The following is a 23,520-nucleotide window of genomic DNA, read 5'->3' as shown; positions in this document are numbered from 1 at the left end:
TTAAAAGCTTTCTGATTTGGATTTAAAAAGGGAATAAATAATTAAATAAGATTAGAAGCAGACATGGGGGAAAGAAATGTCGTTTTACATCGAGCAAAGGTGGAAATCAACACTGTTAAATCAAGTATATATAATTATATATTCTATTTTAGCAGCAATAATAGGAGTTAATTATTTACTATTTATACTAGTTATAGTTTTTGTAATCATAAGCATGTTTTTACAAAGCTATTTAAGTGGAAGTCCTTTAGGTAAGAATATCAAACCTCAAGAAGTATTACAAGGAAAAAGATTATATCATGAGCCTGAAACAAGGAGCATACAGATGAAGGATAAACAAGTAATGGTTGACTTCCAAGAGCAATCGCGTTTTACTATGTACACAACAATAGGCATGTTTATAGGTCTAATATACTTCTTCGTTTTATTTAGGTATGTACCAGATTTAGCTAACTTCTTAAAGTTATACATAACTGATTATAGAATTGATTTGTTTTTAGCATTTTTAATTTATTTCGAAGGTTATTTTGCTATAACCATGTTAAACACAATGTGGGCTGTAAGCAGAATAAAGAAGTTGCCAATGGTTAATGTGCCATCTCAATATACAATTACAGATAAAGGAATAGTAATAAAAGGCCTGGTAACCACTAAAGGTATAGCATTTCCATTACCTAATGAAACAAATGTGAATTTAAATGAAGAAAGAAGATTTGTTGAAATCATAAAAGAAGGAAAAAGAACTATTACAAAGCTCAGATTTTATTCAAAAAACCCAAAGAGGCTTTATGAAATAATTAAAAAATATGGCAAAATTGATCAACAAGACGGACAGAATACATAAGCTTTAATATATTCTCCTCTACAAATTAAGCATGAGAAATAGGAAAGGTGTATAAAATGTCTGGAGAAAATAAAACAATTAGCCCAATGAAATATTTGAGAGATGCTTTAAATGCTCAAGTTTATGTTAGGCTAAAGGATGGTAGCGAATTTGTAGGCATACTAAAAATGACAGATTCTACCATGAATCTAATATTAGAAGACTCTATAGAAGTTAAAGATGGAAAACAAGTTGTTGCAAAAATTGGAAAGATATTAATAAGGGGAAGTATGATCCAATACATAAGCTTTACGCCAGAAATCGCTGCAGGAGAAGCTATTGGCAAATAATGAGAAATACTATTTAAAAAAAGAATAATAACAAAAATATTCTTTCAAAAACGGAAAGGTTTTATATTTCGTAACATACAGGTATAAGTAAGATGATAAGGTGTTAGGATTGCCAATAAGAACAGTACTGTTAGGGGCTGGACCAGGAGCTGCTTACTTTTCAGCTGGTATAGAAAGATTGAAAATGGGTGAAATAGAAAGTTATGGTATACCCTTTGGAAATTTATTTAGATCCTATAGGCCTGAGGATATACAAATTGTTGGTGTTTTTGATGTAGATAATAAAAAAATTGGTTTAGATATGTATTCTTTAACAACCAAGCTATTAAATGATGAAAATGTTCCAAAAACGTTAAAAGATATTGAAATTTTGAGAGGATTGCATTGTAAGAGTTTACAAGGGCTACCAATTGATGCAATGGGTCTTGATGATATTATTGGTGATTCAAACATAGCAATGAATGAATTTATTTCTTTATTAGATAAGTTAAAGCCCGATGTTATTGTTAATATAATCACTACAGAAAAACAAATACAAGTTAATAATGAATCAGAATTTATAAAATTAGCTAAAAGTTGTAATGGAACAGCTTCTTTAGCATATGCTTATGCAGCTGCGGAATATAGCAGATTACATAACAGAGTTTCATTCATTAATTTAACCCCACCTTTATTAGCTAACTCTCCTGGGGTAGTTTCATATTATGAAAAGGTAGGGGGATTAATATTTGGAGATGATGCAGCAACAGGAGCAACACCTCTTACTGCAGATTTGCTAGAACATATGGCTGAAAGGAATAGAAAAGTTAATTCTGTTGCACAATTCAACATTGGAGGTAATATGGATTTCTTAAGTTTAACCGAGCCAGAAAGAAATAAATCAAAGGAAAACACTAAAGGAAGTATAGTTAACGATATATTGGGTTATGATGCCCCCCATTACATTAAACCTACAGGTTATTTAGAGCCCTTAGGGGATAGGAAGTTTATAGCAATGCATATAGAATACATAAGTTTTGGAGGGTTTACAGATGAAATAGTCGTTACAGGTAGAATTAATGATAAAGCTAATTTAGGAGGAGTTATGGCTTCGGTAATACCTATAACTAAAGCATATATTGATAGGGGGTACAAGGGAACAGTTTCTTCAATAAATAGGTTCTTTATGAAAAAACCCGGTCCTTTGGGAACAAAAAATGTATCAAGGATCATTGCATATAATGAGTTAATGAAAGAATTAAAAGCCCTTGATATTATTTAAGTTTATATTATTTAATTAATTTGTTAAGTGAAAATTTTATATGTATAATAAATACATAAAAGTTTATATTTTTAATTATCAATAGATAAAAATTTGTAGAGGGTGATATAAATGATAACTATAATACAATATGCTTTATCAATAGTTTCAGGTGTTATTGTTGGATTTTCTCTTGGCTTAATAGGAGGGGGAGGCTCAATACTTGCTGTTCCTTTATTACTTTATTTTGTTGGATTAAGTAGCATGCCTAATGCTGCTCATATAGCATTGGGCACAACAGCTTTAGCGGTTGGATTAAACGCTTTCGCAAATTCATATATGCATTTGAGGAAGAGGAATGTTGCAGTTAAAACAGGGGGGATATTTGCTGGAGTTGGTGTTGTAGGATCATTAATTGGCACATATCTGGGTCATATTACTCCAGGGTCTAGCCTATTGTTATATTTTGCAATTGCGATGATAGTATTAGGATTTTATGTTGGATTTGGTAGAAATTCAGCAAAAGCAGGAACACATGAAGAAATACCTAGAATTAATGAAGCAACTAAAAAATGTAAAAAATTAACATCTAGATCATTAGTTTTTGTAGGCGTGTTTGGTTTCTTAGTTGGTTTGGTAAGTGGTTATTTTGGGATAGGAGGAGGGTTTTTAATAGTTCCAGCATTAATGTTTTCATCATCATTATGCATATCTAGAGCAATAGGTACATCTCTTATTAGTGTTGGTGCGTTTGGCTTAACTAGTGGACTTCTTTATTTATATTATGGTGATACCATAGTTCAAATATCATTGCTATATTTGGTAGGAGGTTTATTGGGAGGATATATAGGAACCTCACTAGCCGTTAAAGCACCAAAATCAACCTTACAGAAGGCTTATGGTGCTATAATAGTCTTAGTTGGTATTTACATGATATTTAAGGTTGCTCATTTAGGATTATGATTTTTCTAAAAGGACAATTGTTAACTCCCCGGTTAACAATGAACATTTTTAAACATCATTAATAAAAAATTTTTATAAACAGAATCAATAAATTTATATTGATTCTTTTCTAGATAAAAATTAAAATTTGGATAACTAATTAAAATCTGGTAGATTATTATGAAGATAAGGGCAGCTGTATTAAAAGAATTTAGGAAACCATTTTCTATAGAAGAAATTAATGTGGAGCCAAAAGAAGATGAGGTAATAGTTAATATAAAGGCTGTTGGGGTTTGTGGTAGAGATTTAGTTGTATGGAAGGGAGGGTTTAGGAACTTAAAAACACCCTTAGTTTTAGGTCATGAGATTTTTGGAGAATTTAATGGGAAACCTGTTGCAGTGTTTCCTGCTAAGGTAGGAAAAGAATGTCTAAAGCTAAGCGAGGGAAAAGAAAATTTATGTAATGATTATTCAATTATAGGAGAAAAGGAAATGGGAGGATATAGCGAAGCAATAGCAATACCTAAATGGAATCTCATAGATCTCCCAGATAAAGATTATGAAAAATATGCAGCATCTACATGCGGTGTAGCAACTATAATACATGCAAATAATTTGGCTAAATTGGATAAAGGCTCAAAGGTTTTAGTAACAGGTGCTAATGGAGGAGTTGGTATTCATGCTATTCAATATCTATCAAATTTATATGAAGTTTATGCTTATGTTAGAAGTGAAGAAAAAGCAAAACAACTAAAAGACTTAAATGTTACACCTGTAACTTCTTTTGATTTCTATAAGAAATTCGGAAAGGTAGATGGTGTATTTGAAATAGTAGGAAGCTTAACAATAAACGAGAGTATGTTATCATTAAAAAAGGAAGGAAAATTAATTTTAATAGGTAACATATCAGGGGAACCAATAAACTTGATTAGGCCAGCATTTATTGTTATGAATGAAATAAGCATTATAGGATCCGCAGCTTATACTAAAAAAGAATATGAAGAAGCTATAAAAATAATCTCTGAAGGTAAGGTTAAACCTTTTTATAAAGCCTATAACTTAAGTGATATTAATAATGCATATAATGATATTATTAATGGTAAAATAGTAGGGAGAGCAGTATTAAGAATTTAAATTCAATTATCTAACAATTAATGGGAGTAAAAAATGAGCAATGTCGTCATAATAACTGGTGGAGATAGAGGTATTGGGAAAGCGATAGCAAAAAGATTTGCTAAAGAGAAATATTTTGTTATAATAACCTATAATGCAAATAAAGAAGAGGCTGAAAAAACATTAAATGAATTGAAGAAATTGGGAGCAGAAAAAGCATATAGCTTTAAATTAGATGTTTCTAATGAAGGTGAAGTAAAAGCTTTTTCTGAGGAAGTTAAAAAGATAACAGATCATGTCAATACTTTGGTTAATAATGCAGGTATAATAAGCTATACCCCTTTTGAGCAATTAACATTAGAAGAATGGAACAAAATAATATCAGTTGACCTAACAGGTGTTTTCTTAGTTACTAGATATCTTTTAGACTTATTAAAAAAGGCAGATTGGGCTTCGATAGTTAATATATCAAGTATAGCAGGTCAAACAGGCAGCGTTTATGGGGGAATTCCTTATGTTGCTGCAAAAGCTGGAGTAATTGGGCTTACAAAAAGGTTATCTAATGAATTAGCAAAATATGGGATCAGAGTAAATGCTGTTGCCCCAAGTTTTGTGGAAACAGATTTGGTAGCAGAATTTTTAAAAGATGAAAACAAGAAAAAAAGTATAATTGAATTGCATCCTTTAAAAATATTGCTTAAGCCAGAAGATATAGCGGAAGCAGTATACTTCTTCTCAGATCCAACATTATCTCGCGGAGTAACAGGACAAGTATTGGGAATAAATGCTGGAAGATATACTTAATAATCGCATGAGGTAATTATTTTGCTAGGTAAACTAAGAAAGTATGTAAATGAAATATTACCAAAAACTGTAGGAAAATATTTATCTAAAATAGGTTTAACACCAAATGCTGCAACAACAATAGGATTTTTATTTGCTATATTAGCACCAACATTGGCATATTTTAAATTTTTTATAGCAATACCAATAATGATTGTATTATCTGGTTTAATGGATGTTGTAGATGGAGCAATAGCAAGGGCAACAAATAAAACGACGAAATTTGGGGCTTATCTTGATTCATTAACAGATAGGATTTCAGACATGCTTTTCTTCTTAGCCTTAATATTTGAAGGTCTAAATCCATATTTATCAATAATTGCATTGGGTTTTTCAGAGATTGTAAGCTATGCTAGATCAAAGGGGGAATTGCTAGGAATAAAAATGGAAGGAATTGGCTTACTGGAAAGAAGCGAAAGGCTTATTCTTCTATTTGTAGCATCAATATTAGCTCTATTAAAATATTATTTAGTAGGAAACATTATAATAGTTATAATAGCAATTCTAGGGGCAATAACTGTATATCAAAGGTCTTATAGAGTAAAAAAGGCATTAAATGATTAAAAAGGATTTATTATATTTTTCCCTTTTATTATGTTATCATTATCTAAAACCAATTCTCCTCCTATGAATGCATTTGTAACAAATCCATAATTTTCTTCCATAAAATGATTATAATAAGGTGCTTTACTATATGTTTCTATAAATCTCCAAACTTTATCTTTATCTATGGTTATTATATTTCCTCTTTTTCCTTTTTCTAAAGAACCATAATTATTTAAGCCCAAAATTTTTGAGGGAGAATATGATATATAATAAAAGAAATTAGATATTTTAATGAGGTCATATTTAACAAGCCTAAAAATAAGCCAAGGCCAACTTCCAAGCCATGGGATTCCTGAAGGGCATGTCTTAAAGTTTTCCTTTTCTTTTTTAGAATGGGGTGCATGATCGCTGCACAAGGCATCTATATTACCATCTATAAACAATTTCATTAAATTTTCCCTTATATATTCTTCCCTTAAAGGAGGATTTACCCTATAATAACACCCTTGATTTTTGCTGTTATAAAATAAATGGTGCGGTGTTGTATCTACAGTATAACCGAATTTTTTTGCTTCTAAAACTGTTGAAGGACAGCTTGCATGGGTTATATGAACCTTTGCATTTTCATTAAATTTATGAATAACATCTACAGCTGCACCTTCTAGATGGCAACCTCTTAATATGCCTCTTAAAAGGTTTTCTTCATCATGGATTTTTTCCGCCTCAGGCAATTCAGGATGAACTATTGTAAACCTATTTAATTTTAAAACCTCTTTTATCATATCTTTTCTATTCCCAATATCTTCAGGATAAATTTTAAATCCTGCAATTGGTAGTTTTAAAACCTCTTCCATATCTTTTGTATTCTTTGGTATCGCTGAATAAACTCCATAATCCGTATAGCTTTTTTCTTTTAAACTATTAAGCTTTGATTTGATTGCTGAGTAATTATCTAGTCTAGGTTTTGTGTTTGGCATATCTACAACTAAAGTGATTCCAGATTTTAGAGCGGATTTGGTTCCAGTTTCTTCATCTTCTTTATATGATAGATCCAAACCCCTTAAATGTACGTGAAGATCAACTAAACCTGGACCAATAATATATTTTTCAAATTTGTAAACTTTTTCCATCTTTGGCAATTTGCTAATTGAATCAATTGTACCTTGATCATTTATGTTAACACAACCATTTCCTAAAAATCCTCTATAATCATACAAATAACCACAAATAGAAATCATTGAGATTCGCCAATAAGTTCCTTTATTATATCGTCTTCTGTTAATATTGATCCACAATAATCACATTGTAACTTTATTTTATCTTTGCTTAGTAAAGTAAAGCTACTTGTTATTGGCTCATTGGATTTTCTTGTTATGCATGTTGGATTATTGCATTTTAATGTGCCTTTTATTTTAGACGGTATCTCAACTTTGTATTTTTTCACAACCTCATAGTTTTTTATTATATTTATTGTTGCGCTAGGGGATATTAGGCTAATTTTTTCTAAATCTTCGCTATTTGGATAATAGTCCTCAAGCTTTACTATATCTTTTTTGCCCATTGTTGTGCTTGGCACATTCATAACAATTGCTATTCTATAACCTTCATTACCTTTTATGTTAAGTATTTTTAAAACAACCAATGCCCTACCAGAATTTATGTGGTCAATAACTGTTCCGCTTTCAATTTTGCTTACTAATAACTTATCATCCTTTTTTATACTCAAATTCATTCACCCCCAAGAACTAAAGATAAAAGTGCCATTCTTAATGGGACTCCTAGACTTGCCTGTGTAAAATATCCTTGGTAGCTTGTTTTATCGACATCTGGACTTAATTCATCAACCCTTGGCAAGGGGTGCAATACTTTTGCAGTTTTCTTTGCATATGTTTCCAATAATTTTTTGGTGATCTTATAGCTTCCTCTAACCTTTTCATATTCTTGAAGATCTGGAAATCTTTCTTTCTGGATTCTTGTTACATATATTACATCTGCATCAGAAATAACACTGATATCTTTTTCTTCCCTAAGCTTTAAACCATGATTCAATGCAAATAATTTTATTTCTTCCCTAAGACCTAGCTGAGGAGGTGATATTAAAATAATTTCCTTGGGTTTAAACATAGAAAGAGCAAAGATTAAGCTTGAAACAGTTCTAGAATATTTTAGGTCTCCAACTAAAGCAAATGTTAATCCATCAATTCTATCAAATAAAGTTCTCGTTGTATATAAATCAAGAAACGCCTGTGTAGGGTGATGCGACCTTCCATCACCTCCATTAATGATTGGATGTTCTGCTACGTCTGCAGCAAACAATGCAGCTCCTTCATACTTATGTCTTAAGACAATGGCATCAACATACGAATCGAGCATCTTAATCGTATCAGCGAATGATTCTCCCTTAGCAACGCTTGTTCCTTCTTCTCCAGTAAAACCTACTGTTTCTGCTCCAAGTCTTTTTGCAGCCGTTTCAAAGCTCATTCTTGTTCTTGTTGATGGCTCAAAAAATGCTAATCCTATTATTTTATCACTTAAAATTTTTCTAACATGATTTTCTTTTAGTTGTTTTCTCATATCATCTGCCTTTGAGAAAAGTAATTCTAAATCTTCTCTATTAAAATCTAACACGTTTACAACATCATGACCTGACCATACCATAAAATCACCCCCAAATTAACCATAAAGTTCATTAATTATATTATTAAATGTATTATCATTTATGATATTTTGCTTAAGCAAACTCTCCAAAATTTGCTTTAGTGTAAATAGGTAATGTAAATTTATGTTTTCTTTTCTTAAATTTTCAATACTACCTTGGCCTCTATCTACTATTACTAAAGAATAATTTACAATTCCTTTATTTTCTCTAACAGTTTTAGCTGAATTAATTAAACTTTCTCCGGTTGTTGATACATCATCAATTATCAATCCGTGTTTATTTACTACATCAGCTCCTTCTATTTGGTTATTCAATCCATGACCTTTTTGTTGTCTTACATAGGCCATTGGTAAATTAATAAGATATGAAGTTACCGAAGCCCAAGGTATTCCTCCTGTTGCTACCCCAATAATTACATCAATATTGTCAACCTTTTTTATTTCATTTACTTTTTGGCTAAGTAAATTACCTATTCTTTTGAAACCATCTACATTACCAAGCATTTTTCTCATATCTACATAAATTGAGCTATATTTTCCGCTCGCTAGCAAAAATTTTCCTATTTTTATTGATCCGGTTTCATACAAAATTTTTGATATAACATCTATCTCTTGCATTCATACATCCCTCTTTTCTGTTCATATATTATAACTTTTGTAGCTTCCTTTGGATCTGGAGCATTCATTATAGATCTACCTACTATTTCATAGTCTGCCCCATAACATAAAGCCGTTCCAGGCTTTGCTCCCTGGTAACCAATTCCAGGTGATAGAATTTTTATTTCATTTCCAATTTTGCTCCTAAATGTTCTTATAATCTCAGGTCTAGTAGCAGGTAAAACTACACCCCATGGATTAACATCTTTTATTATATTTATTATGTTATTAATTTCTTTATCATAAATTTCCTCAGATCCCATATGGCTCATTGATCCTACTAAAATCAATTTCATGTTATTTTTGTCAAGGAAATTCTTTAACTTATCTATGCCATCTTTTTTTCCAATAAATGAATGGGCTATAATGGAATCTGCATAATTCTTAAATAATTCAGCAGTTTCAACCATAATATCTCCAATATCTGCCAACTTTAGATCTAATATTATATTGTTGTTGCATATTTTTCTTATATTTAATAGCAAATTTAAATCGTGTTTTAGAAGCAAAGGCATACCCAATTTAACTCCAGCTACCATGTTGCATATTTTTTCTAAAACTTCTATTACATCTCTTCCATCGGTTGTATTAGACCTATCTATCGCTACAATTAAAGTCAAATGTACCCACTTTTTACTTTATGTACTTTAAGTTTAAAAGTTTAAATGTTACTGAACCATGATATAAATGATTCATGCAATTTACTTAAATTAGAGCTTGATGGATCCATTAAGCCATTTATACTTAATATGCCATCTAATAAATTGTTTGGTAATGAATCAAATAATCTATAAGTTAATTCTCCATAACCTTGAATTAAATAAGATCTTGTTATAGCTATCTCTTGGCCGCATTTCATTTCTGGATTTATTTTAAACGGTTCAAAAACTGCAATAACTGGTTTACCATAATAACCAGCTATTATGCTTGCATTTTTTGTTCCCACTTTATTAAAGAGACAACCATCAATCGTTATGTTATCAGCTCCAATAAGTACTAAGTTAGATTTCTCTATAGCATTACTAATTGATGCATCAGGATATAATTCAACATCAATTCCATAATTCTTAATTTCTGTTGCAAATATAGCCCCTTCACTACCTGGGTGTGATTCTGAAACCAAAACCTTTTTTATCATATCTTTATTTTCCTTTATGACGCTTAAAACATTGCTGCTATTGCTTATGGTAAATATCTTTATTTTTTCTTTAAATAATTCATAGCTATGCCTTATTATTAATTCTCTTGAGTAACTAATATAATTTAGAAATTTCTCAGCAGCTAAATAAAGTTCCTTCTTAGCTGCGCATGAATTTTTTAAGATTAATGATAAATTATATAAGCTTCCCATGGCTGGATTCGCATCTACTATTATTTTCGAAATTTCATTAATATCATCGCATGATACAACTTTTGTTTTTGATAACTCATATACAGCTTTTGCCATAGCTTCAGCGCTCCACGACGCACCTCTTACCCTTTCCCTAGAAACTTCATTTGCTATTTCTATGAGTTTTTCCATTTATAACGCCTATAATATCTAGTATAGGAAAAGATTTATTAATTAGTAATAACTGGATAGGGTATCCAGAGGTGGAAGTGTGAAGTCAGGAAACTTAATAATAGCATTGCTAATCATATTAATAATAGGGATAGGGGCTCTAGGTTATTCTATGATGTCTTTATACAATGAAATGCAAAAGGAAATAAACAACCTTAATTCTACTATATTAAATTTAAACAATAAGACACAGATTACTTATAATGAAAAATTATCAGAATTAGCAAATAAAATAGGTTCTTTAGAAAATAGTATTAATAATTTTAATTCCAGCGTTAATACTCAAATTTTAAGTCTTCAACAACAAATAAATTCATTAGAAACACAAAGTCAATTTCCAGTTACTCTAATAGATGCAACAAATACAAGTGTTACGATAACATCATATCCTGAAAGAATTGTTTCCTTGGATCCCGCTACTACTGAGATACTTTTATCAATAAATGCAACTAATCAATTAGTTGGAGTAGATAATGATAGCTTTTATTATTTACCTCCGCAATATGAAAATGAGTTATGGAAGTTATACAATGAGGGTAAGATAATTAATATAGGTAGCACTTATTCTGAACCAAATATAGAATTGATTTTGTCAGCAAAACCCGATTTAGTTATAGGGACGTATCAGTGGTCATTTTCTGCAGTTGCCCAAGAATTGAAAAACTATGGAATACCAACAGTTCTTCTACCTTCATATAATTCATTAAGCGATCTTTACAATGCTATTATAATGGCTGGAAGGTCTACGGGAAACATAAAAAATGCTGTTAATTTAGTAGAATCCATGTCTGCAAATATATCATATTTTAGATATTTGATTAATAATATATCTCCCCAAAATGTTTCATATTTGCTATGGATAAATCCAACTTATGTAGCAGGAGGTAATACGTTTCAAAATGATATGTTCATCTTATCAGGAAACAACAATGTTTTCTCTAATATATCTGGATGGCCTATAATAAGTCCAGAAGAATTATTACAAGCTAATCCTAGTATTATAATAATAGATAGTAATGGAGGATTAATAAATGAGACAACCCTTATTAGTTGGTTACAAAGCTCTATTGGGAATGCATATCAAAACATTTCAGCAATAAAATATAATAGGGTTTATACAATAAATGGGTATTATTCTGATTATTTAGATGAGCCAGGCCCTATGGTAATTTATGGCATAAAGTTATTGATGATGATAACTCATCCAAGTTTATTCAATTTAACCACTGTTCCAAATAATATTTCGCCAAATACATTTCCATTAAATAAATAGGCGAATGCGTTTGAAATCTATCAATAAAATATTAACAGTTTTTTTAATTTTATTGCTTCCCATATCGTTTTTATTATCATTGTCTATAGGCCCCTATAGTAAGGTTAGCATATATCAAGTTATCTTTTTTATTCTAGGAAAAAATTTGCCTTCTACATATATTGATATATTAAAATATAGGTTAATTAGATCATTAGCTGCATTAATTTTGGGAATAGGATTATCTTCATCAGGATTAACATTACAATACACATTAAAAAATCCTTTGGCTGATCCATATTTATTAGGGATAAGTTCTGGGGCAATATTTGGAGTAACTATTGCAATGTTTTTTGGATATTATTCTTTTTACCAATTATATATAATTGCTTTATTAAGCGCATTACTTAGCCTAGGTTTTATCTTATTAATTTCGACAATATTTAAATCCTCCTCTACTACAATAATTATAGCAGGAATTTCTTTATCTTATTTATTAAATGGGATAACAACAATATATATGATTAGACTAGGCCCAAAGATTCCTAGTATTTTATTTTGGTTATTTGGTAGTGTTGCTTTTACTACGTTAAATACCTTAGAAAAAAGTTCTATTTTGGTTATAATTTCATTATTTTTTATGTTTTATTATTGGAAGGCAATCAACACTTTAATGTTGGGAGAAGATGTTGCAAAAAGTCTTGGTGTTAAGGTTTCATATATAAGAATTGTTTCAGTATTATTTTCTTCAATATCTACAGCAGCATTGGTTGCTATGGCAGGGCCTGTAGGATTTATAGGATTAGCGGCTCCTTGGATGGCTAGGTTAATTATAGGAAGTAATTTTGGGAAGGCATTATTGATGAGTTTATTAACTGGAAGCCTTTTAGCTATATTTAGCGACATATTAGCTAGGTTGGTTATATATCCTAGTGAGGCACCATTAACAGCAATAACAAGTATATTTGGTGCCCCAGTTTTGATATATTTGACACTTAAATATAAGGGGAGGCTATAATGCAAAGCATTATAGTAAAAGATGTTTCCTTTTCAATTAAGGATAAGGAAATAATAAAAGACATAAGTTTTGAACTTGAAGAAGGAGAAATTTTAGCTATATTAGGGCCTAATGGAGTTGGGAAGACTACTTTACTTAAAATAATAGCTGGCTTAATAAAACCAACGAAAGGAGAAGTCCTAATTTATAAAAATCCGCCAGAGAAATCAAGAAAATATTTGTCTTATTTACCAGCTAATGCAAATATAGATCAATACGCAAATGTAGAGGACATATTGTTAGCAATGCTATATGGTAAGGATAGGAAATTTATTGTAGGAAATGATGATATAAAGAAAATTAAAAATTGGTATTTTAAATTATTAGAAAAAAATTATTTAAAGACGTCATTTAATAATTTAAGTAGCGGAGAACAAAGATTGGTATTGCTTTCTGGCTGTTTTGCTAGGGAACCAAAAATAATTCTTTTGGATGAACCAACAGCATTTCTTGATATAACTAATCAGGCAAAAATATTGAGATTTATTAAAGAGATGGCGTTAAAAATGAATATAACAGTTATATTTACCATGCATGAAATATATTATGCAAACATAGCAAACAAGGTTTTATTAATGAAAAATGGTAAGATAAAGTCATATGGTAAGCCTTCTGATGTTTTAAAAAAGGATATTATTGATGATGTTTATAAAATAGATGTATTGGAAATACCTTATGATAATAAAAAAATATTTTTCCCAAGTGTTTTTTAAAGCAGATTCTAATAAGAAAAAGTTTATATTAAGATTTAAAATCCAGATGGATAATATAATAATTGAGGCGAATTAGTATGGTATCATATAAGAGGTATGAACTTCCTCCATTGCCTTATTCGTATGATGCATTGGAGCCTGTTTTAAGCAGAGATATATTAACATATCACCATGATAAACATCATCTAGCCTATGTAAATGGGGCTAATGCAGCTATGGAAAAGTTAGAAAAATATCTTAATGGCCAAGAACAAAGCATAGATATTAGAGCAGTATCAAGAGACTTTGAATTTAACTATGGAGGTCATTTACTTCACACATTGTATTGGCTAAATATGGCTCCTACAGGTAAAGGAGGAGGAACACCAGGAGGAACAATTGCAGATGCTATAAATAAGAACTTTGGGTCTTTTGATAAATTTAAAAAAGTATTTGGAGATGCTGCTAAATTAGTAGAAGGAGTTGGATGGGCAATTCTAGCGTTAGACCCTGTTACAGGGGATTTAAAGATAACGCAAGTAGAAAAACACAACGCTGTTATAACAATGAATTTAGTTCCATTACTTGCATGTGATGTGTTTGAGCATGCATATTATTTACAATATAAAAATGATAGAGGTAGCTATGTAGATAAATGGTGGGATGTAGTAAACTGGGACGATGTTGAAAAGAGATATCAAAAAGCTTTAACTTTACCAAAGCTCATTTTGTAAAAAATTAAAATATTTCCATTTTACTTTTTTCTTGGTGTAAACGTTGAGGGTTATTGTTACGGCATCAACTAAAGGTATAGGTTACGGCATTTCTAAGGTTTTATTGGAAAATGGTAATGAAGTTGTTATTTCAGGCCATAATGGAGAAAATTTAGCAAATGCCTTAAATAACTTAAAAAATTATGGAAAGGTTTATGGAATAATATCAGATTTAAGAAATATAAATGACGTTAGAAACTTAATAGATAAATCAGTAAATATACTTAAAGGATTAGATGCAGTTGTTTATGTGGCACCCCCTCCAAAACCAGGTAATTTTGAAAGCACACCTATTGAGATGTGGGATGATGCAGTTAAATCATTACTTTTAAGCGCAGTCTGGGTAACAAAATTCTCTTTGCCATATATAAAGGAAAGTAAAGGATCTTACGTTTATTTAAGCAGTTTTGCAATAAAAGAACCTCAAGAAAATTTGATATTAAGCAATGTCGTAAGGATTTCTTTAGCGGGCCTAACAAGAAGTCTTTCTAAGGAATTGGGTAAATATGGCATAAAGGTTAATATGATAATGCCAGGTTGGATAGAAACTGAAAGAGTTGAAGAGGTAGTAAATTCTAGGGCAAAAAGTGAAGGGAAGAGCAGCGAAGACATTAAAAAAGAAATAGAGAAGGGAATACCATTAAAAAGAATGGCAAAACCAGAAGAAATTGGTGAATTAGTTAATTTTTTGATAGCAAAAAACACATATATAAGCGGGGCATCAATTCCATTTGATGGGGGTTTACTAAATAGTGTTTTTTAAATACTAGACAAATATTTTATTATTGCGTTTGCCGCATCCATTCCACTTTTTAATGCAGGTCCTAGTTGGCTTGGGCCGTGAACAACGTCTCCTGCAGCAAATACTCCCTTTCTTGTTGTCATTAAATTCTTATCAGTAACTATTGTTCCCCAGTCAGTTAATGTTATACCACAACAGTTGTTTGTAAGAGGTGCAGTTGGTCTCTCTCCAACTGCTTTAGATGCGAAATCGAATTCAGTTTCAAATTCGCTTCCAGGTATTGGAACTGGTTTAGGTCTTTTTTCTCCGGGAGCGTGAACCAATTGGTTCCTTATTATTTTTACTATTCTTTTTCCATTTTCTTCCCTAAATTCTGTTGGAACAGTTAATTCCCATATTTCTATACCAGCTGCCTCTAGATTATTCATTTCCATTACTCCCATTGGTGCCTCTTTTTTGCTCCTTCTATAAGATAATACAACTTTTTTCATTTTGTTTTTGAATTCATCATATGTCATTGGTATGTAAGCAGCATCCTCAGCAGTATATCCTCCTCCAATAACTAATAATCTTCCAGATAAATTTGGCACGATATCCCAAGGTCTATAACCAAATTTAGCTAGATGTGTTGCTACAATAAATTCCATTGATGGGAATACCCATGGTAAATCTTCTCCTTTTACTTTCATTTTATTGCTTTCCCATGTACCTGTTGCAATTAGGGTTGCATCATGTTCCTTTATTATATCTTCCAAATCTACTGATTGTTTAGGACTTATTATCTTATCCATTATTCCATAGCTTACATTTGCATTTATTTTTGTATTTAATACAAACTCTACTCCAGCATCCATTAATTCTTTAACCCCTTCCCTAACTGGGGGTTTTGGAATTCTATATACATGAATGCCAAATATTAACATGCCCCCTGGTTCTGGTAACATATCATATACTGTTACTTGATAACCTTTGCATCTTAAAAGTCCTGCTGCTCCAAGCCCCGCTGTCCCAGCCCCAATAATTGCTACTTTCTTACCAACTCCAGTTGGGACCTGATCCGGCTTGCACCTTAAAAATTTCACTTCTAATATCACCAGCATAAAAAATATAGGTAGAGATTAATAAATTGGTAAGATAAGAAAATATAATATGTGGGAAAAATGTCTTGTCAAGAAAAGAAAAGCGAGGATTGCAAGTCAAGGTGGCTTATTTGTAGGGAAGGACTTCCTAATGAAGTTAAAGATTATTTGAAAAATTTTAGAGTGTTGATGCCAAATGTTCTTTTAACAGGCGTTTCACAAGATATGAGCAATGTATATTATATGTTTTATACACAAAGAGGATCAGGCTTTTTTGTAGAGATGGATAATACATACTTTAATTTTTCAGAATGTAGGGAAATTATTAAAGGGGATTTATTAACAAATATACCTAGATTAGTAAGAAGTGATGAAAATTTAAGATTAGTTGAATACATAATAGATAATATAATGTTTCCCTCATGATTTCATCTATCAAATGTTATGCTAGTACATCTGACATGCTCTTAACAGTAAAGGGTCCACTTTAGAACATTTCTTGTTTCCATTAAGATTCTGATTATATATCTCATTTGAGCAGACGAACAGTTAGAGAGTGTCTGACTTTGCTAGATCCTATTTACTGGTTTAGATCTTTGATATGCCTACTCTTCTATTTAATTTTCTCTTAATTGTTAAGAAGTATGTTTGTGAACTTCATCATTAGTATCAATTGAAATAATAAAGCACTTCTCCATGATCTCTAGCGTGTCTTAAAGTCATTTGTAGACTATATATTATAATTTAAAAACATGCTCTCTATAAATAGAAATTGTGATTAGAATGAGTAATCAGCAGTACGATTATAGAGGAAAAGAATGTCCTGAAGGATATATATTGGTAACAAGACTATTAAGCAAACTAAATCCAGGAGAAACTATTGAGGTAATAATGGATTCATGGAGATGCGCTACTATGATAGCATATGAATTTGCTAAAGTTTCATCGATTGAAATGAAGGTAGATAAACTAAATCAAAAGGATATAAAGTTTGTATTTAAGAAGAAAAACTAATAAAATTTCTCCAATAAGCTTAAATCCTCTATAATGCATTTTTTGTCTACTTTTCCATTAACAATTTTAACTCCTTCTGACTCAAGTAGAGATTTTTTAAAATTCTTTCCATAAGGAGTATATCCTCCTAATTCTCCATTACTCATTACTACTCTATGGCATGGAACTATTATTGGATTTTTATTGTTTTTTAGTAAATAGGCAACCTTTCTTTGATTTATACCTAAAAATTTTCCTAAAGCTTTATATGTGGTCACATAACCCATCGGTATAAATTCCAAAACATCATATAGAATTTCTTCATCCATTTTCTCACTACTTCCTGTTAAAAACGAAACGCCCGGCCCCAGCTTGAAGTGCCTGCGAGCCCTTTCGGAACTCACTGGCAACTTCAACGCGGCCGGCTTAACTTCCGGGTTCGATACGAGTCCGGGTGTTACCCGGCAGCTATGGCCGGGCCAGGCAATAATCTAAGTTTTTAGTATACAAATATAAGCTTTACTATTTTAAAGTTATAAACTAAAAATAAAAATAAAAATTGGGGGAGGGGATAGATGGGCATTTGTGAATTAAAGGCTAAAAAAGGACTAATTAGGGTTTCTTCTCAACAAGATAAAGGAAAAATAAAGAGTATCTCTATAACAGGTGATTTTATGGTTTTTCCTGAGGATGTAATATGGGAGATGGAAAAAGGATTAATAGGAATAGATGTTGATGAAAAAAATATAAGAGAAATGGTAAAAAAATATTTATCTAATGCAAAACTGATGGGGTCATCAATTGATGATTTTGTTGAAGTAATTATTTGTTCTCTAAGGGGTGAATAAAATGAAATTAAGAGTCTTAATGTTTGAAACTCCTCACGATGGATATTATAATATAGCATTTGAGGAGGCGTTAGCTAGGGCAAGGGGTTGCAATATTATAGATGATACCTTAAGGTTTTTCAGAAATAAAAATGCTGTAATAATTGGCTATTTTCAAAAGGCGGAGGAAGAAGTAAATCTAGATTATTTAAAAAAGATAGATGCTCAGCTAATAAGAAGGCCTACTGGAGGTGGGGCTGTATATCATGATTTAGGAAATTTAAATTATTCTATTGCAGTATCTTATGATAAAGCAAAAAATATGAGTCCTGTTGATTATATATTTTCCGTTCTTATTAAAGGACCAATAAATGCTTTAAATTCATTAGGTTTTGATGCTAGACTTGAAAATATTAATGATATAGTAGTAAATAATAGGAAGGTAAGTGGAACAGCCGCAAGCACTTCTTGGAATACGTTATTTTTCCATGGAGCAATGCTTCTAAATACAGACATGGAAAAGCTTTCGTCAGTCTTAAAAATTTCTCAGAAAAAATTAATAGATAAAGGAGTAAGCAGTGTTAAATATAGAGTAACTAATTTATTTGATATTAATAACAAAATTAAAATCGATGATATTATTAATTCTTTCGTAAATTCATATAAACAACTTTTGAATTATGACGATGTTTATTATTCAATACCAACTAAAAAGGAAATTGAAATTGCTAGCCTGATATATGAGGAGAAATATACTAAATATGAGTGGAACTATAATAGGGAGAGCCATTCTGTCTTTCAAAAATTAGAAGAACAGATAAAGGAACTTTGCCAAGTGATATCAAATTGATAGAAGGAAGCGTAACATCTTATGTAAAGCAACAAAATAAAGTTATAGTTTATTTGTCCAATGGTAAAAGCATTGAATATGAAAACGCAGAATTGTATATAACTAAGAAAAGAATAAATTTCATTAGAGCCATTTTTTCATTAATTTTCTTTTCATTAATTTCTTTTTCAATAATATATTATTTACCTCCATGGAAACTTTATGGATTAAAACCAGGAATACAATTTGCTTTTTCACTAGCCCTTTTTGCAATATTGGTTGCATCACTTTATTCTATATATATTTCAGCAGATTCTTTAAGAAAATATCCAATTTTAATAATAAAGCTAAATGGTGAAATTCATGAATATCTTTTACTATCTAAATATAAGAATCAAGAAAGTAAAGGCTAATTGATGTAGAAAGAACATCTAATGCAGAACCTGGACTTGCATTATTCCATAAGGATTTTAAATAATTAATAGAAAAATCTATTCCGTATTTATCAGCAATTCTTAAAGCAACTTTTGCATCCATCATCATTTTCTTATAAAAATAAAATCCATTTCTCTTAGCAGTTAAGGTATCACCATAGTTTGAAATAATAAACAATAGGCCTCTAAGGAATCCTTCCTTTACGTTTTTAAATTTCTTTATGTAATTTAAAGCGTTTAAAGAAATGCTATAATTATTTATTAGCTCATTATTTACTAAATCCCAACTGTATGCCTTTAATACTTCATAAAGGCTTTTTGGATAAGAAGTAAATATATCAGGCATTATTCCAATGTATTTTCCTAGGTATGATGGGGTAAGGATTCTTAATATATCGTAATAAATTTTTCCTTCTTTCTCTCCAGAATTTTTTATAATATTTGAAGCATTTCGCGTTAATTCCATAATATTAGTTGAATTTTTAAGGGATATTGCTAAAGGGATATGGAGTAGAAATTCTCCAAATGCTACGTTTTTCTTAATACCATAATTTATTAAATACTCTTTATATTCTATAAGGGCATTTAATAATGAATTTTCCTCATTTATGCATGCATCATGCATAATCTTTGAAGATATAGATGCATGAATTAAAAAGTCAAAGTAATTCTTGTCATCATGATTAAAGGGAGTAATGCCTCCAGGTTTTGGATATAGACTTGGCTCAACATATAAGCCCATAGATAAAATTGGTATCAAATCGCACTGCATTTTTATTACCTTAGATTACTCAAGAAGTCATCTAAGGTCTCTGATTTTAATAGGGCTTTTACGACTAAATTATTTGATCCAACTTTCCTCTTTAATTTATATAAAGATTCCAAAAACAATTCTTGAGGCATTGAGTCTGGGCCGCATCCTCTTTTGCTATAAAACAAGTCTAGTGCATAATTTAGTTGCATGTCTTTATATAAAATTAAATACGATACAATAACTGTCCCGGTTCTTCCACAACCAGCATGGCAATGTACATAAATTTTCTTTCCTTTCTTTAGATTATTTTCAATTATTTCAACTGCCTTACCTATATTGATTATGGGCTCAACATCAAAGTCCTCTATTGGCAATACTATTCTGTTATTATTTCCTCTAACAACACACGAGGGATCTAAAGTTATTATCAAATCAGCATTAATATTAAATTTTTCTAAATCAATACATCCTGGGCCAGCATATAGATTGCTTATTATTTCTTTTGGTAATCCTGCCAAAGTTATTCACCTATCAACTCTTTTGCCTTTTTAAATACATTTACCCATTGTTCCCATCCCATAAGCCCTGTGTTTGTATTCCTCGCGCTAGGATGATAGCTTGCTATTAATTTTTTATTTCCTGGCAAATCATAAACTGCTAAATGCTTAAATTCATATTTTACATTATATATGTTCGTTATTGTATCAAACGCTATTTTTCCTAAGGTTATTATTACTTTTAAATTTTTTAATAATTTTAATTCACTTAACAAATAAGGCAAGCAATTAGATATCTCATCTTTATTTGGCTTGTTTTGAGGAGGTGCACAATGAATTACTGCTGTAATATAAATATTTTTTATTTCTAATCCATCATCTTTACTTATGCTTGTTGGCTTATTTGCAAATCCTGTTTCATACAGAGCTTTAAATAGCCAATCACCTGAATGATCACCAGTAAATACTCTACCTGTTCTATTTCCTCCATTTGCTGCTGGTGCTAATCCAACTATCGCTATTTCTGCATTTTTGTCTCCAAAGCTTGGCACAGGTTTGGCCCAATAATTCCAATCTTTAAATCTCTTTGGCGGATGTTTTGCAACATCATTTATGTAATTAATTAACCTAGGGCATTTTCTACATGAAATTATTTTTTGGTTTATTTCTTCTATGTCTTCCATTCTATACCCTAATAGATTAATAACTCTTAAATTTTTAATTTATTTATAAATACTTCTATATCATTGGAGGATATGGAATAAGAATCTTCTTCAAACAAAATGTTTGGGTCTTTTAGCGCATGTCCAGTTAAAATTAAGACACCTTTATCATATTTATTAAGATAGCCATTATTAAGTAATTTATGATATGCTGCAATAGTAGAGGCGGATGCAGGCTCAACTCCTATACCTTCTTCTCTAGCTAGTTCTTTTTGACCTTCTATAATTTCTTTATCATCAACTTTTATTGCATATCCATTTGAATCTTCTATAGCTTTTATTGCCTTCATGTAATTAACAGGTTTTCCAATCCTTATTGCTGTAGCAATAGTTTCTGGATTTTCAACAAATTCAATTTTTTTCTTTTTTCCTATAATATAATCAGCAATGGGAGAAGATCCTGAAGATTGCACTGCAATCATTTTGGGAATTTTTTCTATTAAACCTGATTTTTCTAACTCCTTGAAGCCCTTCCATATTGCATATATGTTTCCAGCATTTCCAGTTGGAACAATAACGAAGTCAGGATTACCTATTTCCTCAAATATTTCAAATGCTATAGTTTTTTGTCCTTCTAATCTCCAAGGATTAAATGAATTAACAGGATAAACATCTTTATTCTTATTAAATAACTTTTTCACTTTATCCAATGCCTCATCGAAATTTCCATTTATTTCAACAATGTGGGCCCCGTGAAGGATTGATTGAAATAGCTTTCCTTTAGCAACTTTTCCTTTAGGTAAGAAGAGAATTGTTTTGAGTCCAGCCCTTGCTGAATATGCAGATGCTGATGCTGCAGTATTTCCTGTTGATGCTGCAACAACAATTTTATATCCTAAAGTTGCTGCAGAGCTTATCGCAATAGTCATACCTCTATCTTTAAAGCTACCTGTAGGATTAAGCCCTTCAAATTTAAAGTATAGGTTTTCAAATTTCCTTGATTTAATTAAAGGTGTATTTCCTTCATTTAATGATACTATTTTTTTATAATTACCAGGTATAAAATCTTTATATCTCCACACTCCTTTGCCTTTTAATCTTTTAATGTCTATTTCTTTCTCATTTATTATTTCTAACAAACCCCCACATTTAGGGCAAACTATAAGGTTTTGATCAATATCGAAAGTAGAATTGCAAGAAATACATTTCATGAATCCATGCTTGTCAATCATCCCACCACAAATTTAAGCATTTTCAGCATTTAAAAATTTAATGCTTTCATTGTTAACCCCCCGGTTAACAATAACATTAATAAAATTTGAATGAACAAAATATAATCTGTGGAAAAAAATGAAACTTTGCGACAAAGAAGTAGGTAAAATAGGATTCGGTACATGGGGTATTGGTGGGGGTTATTGGCAAAAAGATTATTCTAAAGATAAGGAATCAATAGAAATTTTAAGATATGCTTATGAAAAAGGGTTTAGACTTTTTGATACAGCAGAAATGTATGGTGATGGACATTCTGAAGAACTTGTAGGGAAGGCCTTAAATGAATATGAAGACGTTTTAATTGTTAGTAAAGTATGGTCAAATCATTTAAGGCATGATGATTTAATAAAATCAGCAATTAATAGTAGAAAAAGGTTGGGAATTAAATCAATAGACCTTTATTTAATCCATTGGCCTAATAATAGAGTACCAATAGAAGAGTCGATAAGAGCTATGGAAGAATTGATTGATAGTGGGGTAATAAGATGTATGGGAGTTAGCAACTTTGACGTAAAACTATTAAAAGATGCAATGCAATCTGCAAAGAAATATGAAATAGCTGTTAATGAAATTGAATATAACGTATTCCATAAAAGTCCTGAAAACGATATTATTCCATTTGCAAAGGAAAATAAAATAGAAATTATAGCATATTCTCCCTTAGCAAAAGGTGAGGTTATTTATGATAGTATTTTAAAGAAAATAGGGGAAAAATACAATAAAACATCTGTTCAAATAGCCTTAAATTATTTATTGAAAAATTCTATTCCAATTCCAAAGGCTTCTAATAAGAAACATATAGATGAAATAATGGGATCAATAGATTTTCAAATAAATGAAGAGGATTATGAAATATTAAAAAAATTGTAATTATTTAAATATCTATAATCTTATTAATAAAAAATTATGCTACAAATGGTATTT

General features: G+C 30.6%; 30 protein-coding genes and 1 rRNA gene. 18 read left to right on the top strand and 13 right to left on the bottom strand.

The features are described 5' to 3' along the window. The first annotated feature begins 76 nt into the window (after nt 1-76). The 7 genes from CALAG_RS05040 to pgsA all read left to right on the top strand — a co-directional run bounded on the left by CALAG_RS05040 (nt 77) and on the right by pgsA (nt 5,875). On the top strand, nt 77-844 hold the full coding sequence (locus CALAG_RS05040) for a DUF2208 domain-containing protein (protein ID WP_015232654.1): 768 nt from the start codon (nt 77-79) through the stop codon (nt 842-844). 56 nt (nt 845-900) lie between these two features. Further along, nucleotides 901-1,173 (top strand): U6 snRNA-associated Sm-like protein LSm6, encoded by a 273-nt coding sequence (locus CALAG_RS05035; RefSeq protein ID WP_015232653.1) that lies wholly within the window; start codon nt 901-903, stop codon nt 1,171-1,173. A gap of 109 nt (nt 1,174-1,282) precedes the next feature. After that, a complete protein-coding gene (locus CALAG_RS05030; protein ID WP_015232652.1) occupies nt 1,283-2,434 on the top strand; it encodes an inositol-3-phosphate synthase in 1,152 nt (383 codons plus the stop codon). A gap of 111 nt (nt 2,435-2,545) precedes the next feature. After that, complete coding sequence (locus tag CALAG_RS05025) at nt 2,546-3,376, top strand: sulfite exporter TauE/SafE family protein (protein WP_015232651.1); 831 nt, start codon at nt 2,546-2,548, stop codon at nt 3,374-3,376. A 165-nt stretch (nt 3,377-3,541) separates the two neighbouring features. Further along, a complete protein-coding gene (locus CALAG_RS05020; RefSeq protein WP_157463278.1) occupies nt 3,542-4,489 on the top strand; it encodes an alcohol dehydrogenase catalytic domain-containing protein in 948 nt (315 codons plus the stop codon). Between the two features lie 33 nt (nt 4,490-4,522). Then, entirely contained in the window at nt 4,523-5,272 is a 750-nt protein-coding gene (locus tag CALAG_RS05015; RefSeq protein ID WP_015232649.1) for an SDR family NAD(P)-dependent oxidoreductase, read from the top strand. 21 nt (nt 5,273-5,293) lie between these two features. Further along, on the top strand, nt 5,294-5,875 hold the full coding sequence (gene pgsA / locus CALAG_RS05010) for an archaetidylinositol phosphate synthase (protein WP_015232648.1): 582 nt from the start codon (nt 5,294-5,296) through the stop codon (nt 5,873-5,875). Here pgsA and pyrC read toward each other — a convergent pair. The 6 genes from pyrC to CALAG_RS04980 are packed head-to-tail and all read right to left on the bottom strand — an operon-like array spanning nt 5,872 to nt 10,694. Then, nucleotides 5,872-7,095, bottom strand: coding sequence for a dihydroorotase (gene pyrC / locus CALAG_RS05005; protein ID WP_015232647.1), 1,224 nt, complete (start codon nt 7,093-7,095; stop codon nt 5,872-5,874). The genes pgsA and pyrC overlap by 4 nt on opposite strands. Further along, complete coding sequence (gene pyrI / locus CALAG_RS05000) at nt 7,092-7,589, bottom strand: aspartate carbamoyltransferase regulatory subunit (protein ID WP_048816771.1); 498 nt, start codon at nt 7,587-7,589, stop codon at nt 7,092-7,094. The genes pyrC and pyrI overlap by 4 nt, the downstream gene beginning before the upstream one ends. Beyond that, nucleotides 7,586-8,515: an aspartate carbamoyltransferase gene (pyrB, locus tag CALAG_RS04995; protein WP_015232645.1), complete on the bottom strand. Its 930-nt coding sequence runs from the start codon at nt 8,513-8,515 to the stop codon at nt 7,586-7,588. The genes pyrI and pyrB overlap by 4 nt, the downstream gene beginning before the upstream one ends. Nucleotides 8,516-8,530: 15 nt before the next feature. Next, entirely contained in the window at nt 8,531-9,133 is a 603-nt protein-coding gene (gene pyrE, locus CALAG_RS04990; RefSeq protein ID WP_015232644.1) for an orotate phosphoribosyltransferase, read from the bottom strand. After that, nucleotides 9,121-9,792: an orotidine-5'-phosphate decarboxylase gene (gene pyrF / locus CALAG_RS04985; protein WP_015232643.1), complete on the bottom strand. Its 672-nt coding sequence runs from the start codon at nt 9,790-9,792 to the stop codon at nt 9,121-9,123. The genes pyrE and pyrF overlap by 13 nt, the downstream gene beginning before the upstream one ends. A gap of 41 nt (nt 9,793-9,833) precedes the next feature. Continuing rightward, nucleotides 9,834-10,694 carry an eIF2B alpha/beta/delta subunit family protein gene (locus tag CALAG_RS04980; protein ID WP_015232642.1) on the bottom strand — a complete coding sequence of 287 codons (861 nt, stop codon included), beginning with the start codon at nt 10,692-10,694 and terminating at the stop codon, nt 9,834-9,836. Nucleotides 10,695-10,773: 79 nt separating this feature from the next. On the opposite strand from CALAG_RS04980, the gene CALAG_RS04975 reads away from it, so the two are divergent. From CALAG_RS04975 to CALAG_RS04955, 5 genes are all read left to right on the top strand, one after another. Then, nucleotides 10,774-12,006 (top strand): ABC transporter substrate-binding protein, encoded by a 1,233-nt coding sequence (locus CALAG_RS04975; RefSeq protein ID WP_015232641.1) that lies wholly within the window; start codon nt 10,774-10,776, stop codon nt 12,004-12,006. 10 nt (nt 12,007-12,016) lie between these two features. After that, a complete protein-coding gene (locus CALAG_RS04970) occupies nt 12,017-13,003 on the top strand; it encodes a FecCD family ABC transporter permease (RefSeq protein WP_015232640.1) in 987 nt (328 codons plus the stop codon). Then, nucleotides 13,003-13,755 carry an ABC transporter ATP-binding protein gene (locus CALAG_RS04965; RefSeq protein WP_015232639.1) on the top strand — a complete coding sequence of 251 codons (753 nt, stop codon included), beginning with the start codon at nt 13,003-13,005 and terminating at the stop codon, nt 13,753-13,755. The genes CALAG_RS04970 and CALAG_RS04965 overlap by 1 nt, the downstream gene beginning before the upstream one ends. Nucleotides 13,756-13,832: 77 nt before the next feature. Next, nucleotides 13,833-14,468, top strand: a complete 636-nt coding sequence (locus CALAG_RS04960) for a superoxide dismutase (RefSeq protein ID WP_015232638.1) — start codon at nt 13,833-13,835, stop codon at nt 14,466-14,468. A 43-nt stretch (nt 14,469-14,511) separates the two neighbouring features. Continuing rightward, nucleotides 14,512-15,270 (top strand): SDR family oxidoreductase, encoded by a 759-nt coding sequence (locus CALAG_RS04955; RefSeq protein ID WP_015232637.1) that lies wholly within the window; start codon nt 14,512-14,514, stop codon nt 15,268-15,270. On the opposite strand, the gene CALAG_RS04950 is transcribed toward CALAG_RS04955, so the two are convergent. Continuing rightward, the gene (locus tag CALAG_RS04950) at nt 15,267-16,331 is read right to left on the bottom strand and encodes an FAD-dependent oxidoreductase (protein WP_245529221.1); all 1,065 of its coding nucleotides are present in this window, start codon (nt 16,329-16,331) and stop codon (nt 15,267-15,269) included. The genes CALAG_RS04955 and CALAG_RS04950 overlap by 4 nt on opposite strands. A 78-nt stretch (nt 16,332-16,409) precedes the next feature. On the opposite strand from CALAG_RS04950, the gene CALAG_RS04945 reads away from it, so the two are divergent. Both CALAG_RS04945 and CALAG_RS04940 read left to right on the top strand, forming a co-directional pair. Then, nucleotides 16,410-16,754 carry a hypothetical protein gene (locus CALAG_RS04945; RefSeq protein WP_048816769.1) on the top strand — a complete coding sequence of 115 codons (345 nt, stop codon included), beginning with the start codon at nt 16,410-16,412 and terminating at the stop codon, nt 16,752-16,754. A gap of 357 nt (nt 16,755-17,111) precedes the next feature. Next, nucleotides 17,112-17,342, top strand: coding sequence for a sulfurtransferase TusA family protein (locus CALAG_RS04940; RefSeq protein WP_048816768.1), 231 nt, complete (start codon nt 17,112-17,114; stop codon nt 17,340-17,342). On the opposite strand, the gene CALAG_RS04935 is transcribed toward CALAG_RS04940, so the two are convergent. Together CALAG_RS04935 and rrf are read right to left on the bottom strand one after the other, a co-directional pair. Further along, nucleotides 17,339-17,650, bottom strand: a complete 312-nt coding sequence (locus CALAG_RS04935; RefSeq protein ID WP_015232633.1) for an MGMT family protein — start codon at nt 17,648-17,650, stop codon at nt 17,339-17,341. The genes CALAG_RS04940 and CALAG_RS04935 overlap by 4 nt on opposite strands. Before the next feature lie 33 nt (nt 17,651-17,683). Continuing rightward, nucleotides 17,684-17,803 (bottom strand): 5S ribosomal RNA (gene rrf / locus CALAG_RS04930). A 93-nt stretch (nt 17,804-17,896) separates the two neighbouring features. Here rrf and CALAG_RS04925 point away from each other — a divergent pair. The 3 genes from CALAG_RS04925 to CALAG_RS04915 are packed head-to-tail and all read left to right on the top strand — an operon-like array spanning nt 17,897 to nt 19,390. Continuing rightward, nucleotides 17,897-18,169: a lipoate protein ligase C-terminal domain-containing protein gene (locus CALAG_RS04925; protein ID WP_015232632.1), complete on the top strand. Its 273-nt coding sequence runs from the start codon at nt 17,897-17,899 to the stop codon at nt 18,167-18,169. Between the two features lies 1 nt (nt 18,170). Then, nucleotides 18,171-18,998, top strand: a complete 828-nt coding sequence (locus CALAG_RS04920) for a lipoate--protein ligase family protein (RefSeq protein WP_015232631.1) — start codon at nt 18,171-18,173, stop codon at nt 18,996-18,998. After that, entirely contained in the window at nt 18,977-19,390 is a 414-nt protein-coding gene (locus tag CALAG_RS04915; RefSeq protein WP_157463202.1) for a hypothetical protein, read from the top strand. Before CALAG_RS04920 ends, CALAG_RS04915 begins: the two co-directional genes overlap by 22 nt. On the opposite strand, the gene CALAG_RS04910 is transcribed toward CALAG_RS04915, so the two are convergent. Genes CALAG_RS04910 through thrC form a run of 4 tightly spaced genes read right to left on the bottom strand, consistent with a single transcriptional unit; the run spans nt 19,359 to nt 22,535 of the window. After that, a complete protein-coding gene (locus CALAG_RS04910) occupies nt 19,359-20,183 on the bottom strand; it encodes a triphosphoribosyl-dephospho-CoA synthase (RefSeq protein ID WP_015232629.1) in 825 nt (274 codons plus the stop codon). The two genes, CALAG_RS04915 and CALAG_RS04910, sit on opposite strands and share 32 nt — an antisense overlap. A gap of 5 nt (nt 20,184-20,188) precedes the next feature. After that, complete coding sequence (locus tag CALAG_RS04905) at nt 20,189-20,683, bottom strand: protein-tyrosine phosphatase family protein (protein ID WP_015232628.1); 495 nt, start codon at nt 20,681-20,683, stop codon at nt 20,189-20,191. A gap of 2 nt (nt 20,684-20,685) precedes the next feature. After that, nucleotides 20,686-21,345: a uracil-DNA glycosylase gene (locus CALAG_RS04900; protein ID WP_015232627.1), complete on the bottom strand. Its 660-nt coding sequence runs from the start codon at nt 21,343-21,345 to the stop codon at nt 20,686-20,688. A 26-nt stretch (nt 21,346-21,371) separates the two neighbouring features. Beyond that, complete coding sequence (gene thrC / locus CALAG_RS04895; protein ID WP_048816767.1) at nt 21,372-22,535, bottom strand: threonine synthase; 1,164 nt, start codon at nt 22,533-22,535, stop codon at nt 21,372-21,374. Nucleotides 22,536-22,674: 139 nt separating this feature from the next. On the opposite strand from thrC, the gene CALAG_RS04890 reads away from it, so the two are divergent. Next, on the top strand, nt 22,675-23,466 hold the full coding sequence (locus CALAG_RS04890; RefSeq protein WP_015232625.1) for an aldo/keto reductase: 792 nt from the start codon (nt 22,675-22,677) through the stop codon (nt 23,464-23,466). The last annotated feature ends 54 nt before the right edge of the window (nt 23,467-23,520 follow it).

The sequence above is a fragment of the Caldisphaera lagunensis DSM 15908 genome, from assembly GCF_000317795.1.
Taxonomy (GTDB): domain Archaea; phylum Thermoproteota; class Thermoprotei_A; order Sulfolobales; family Acidilobaceae; genus Caldisphaera; species Caldisphaera lagunensis.
Note: the sequence above shows the minus strand (reverse complement) of the source record. Positions and strands in the feature narration are given on the sequence as shown.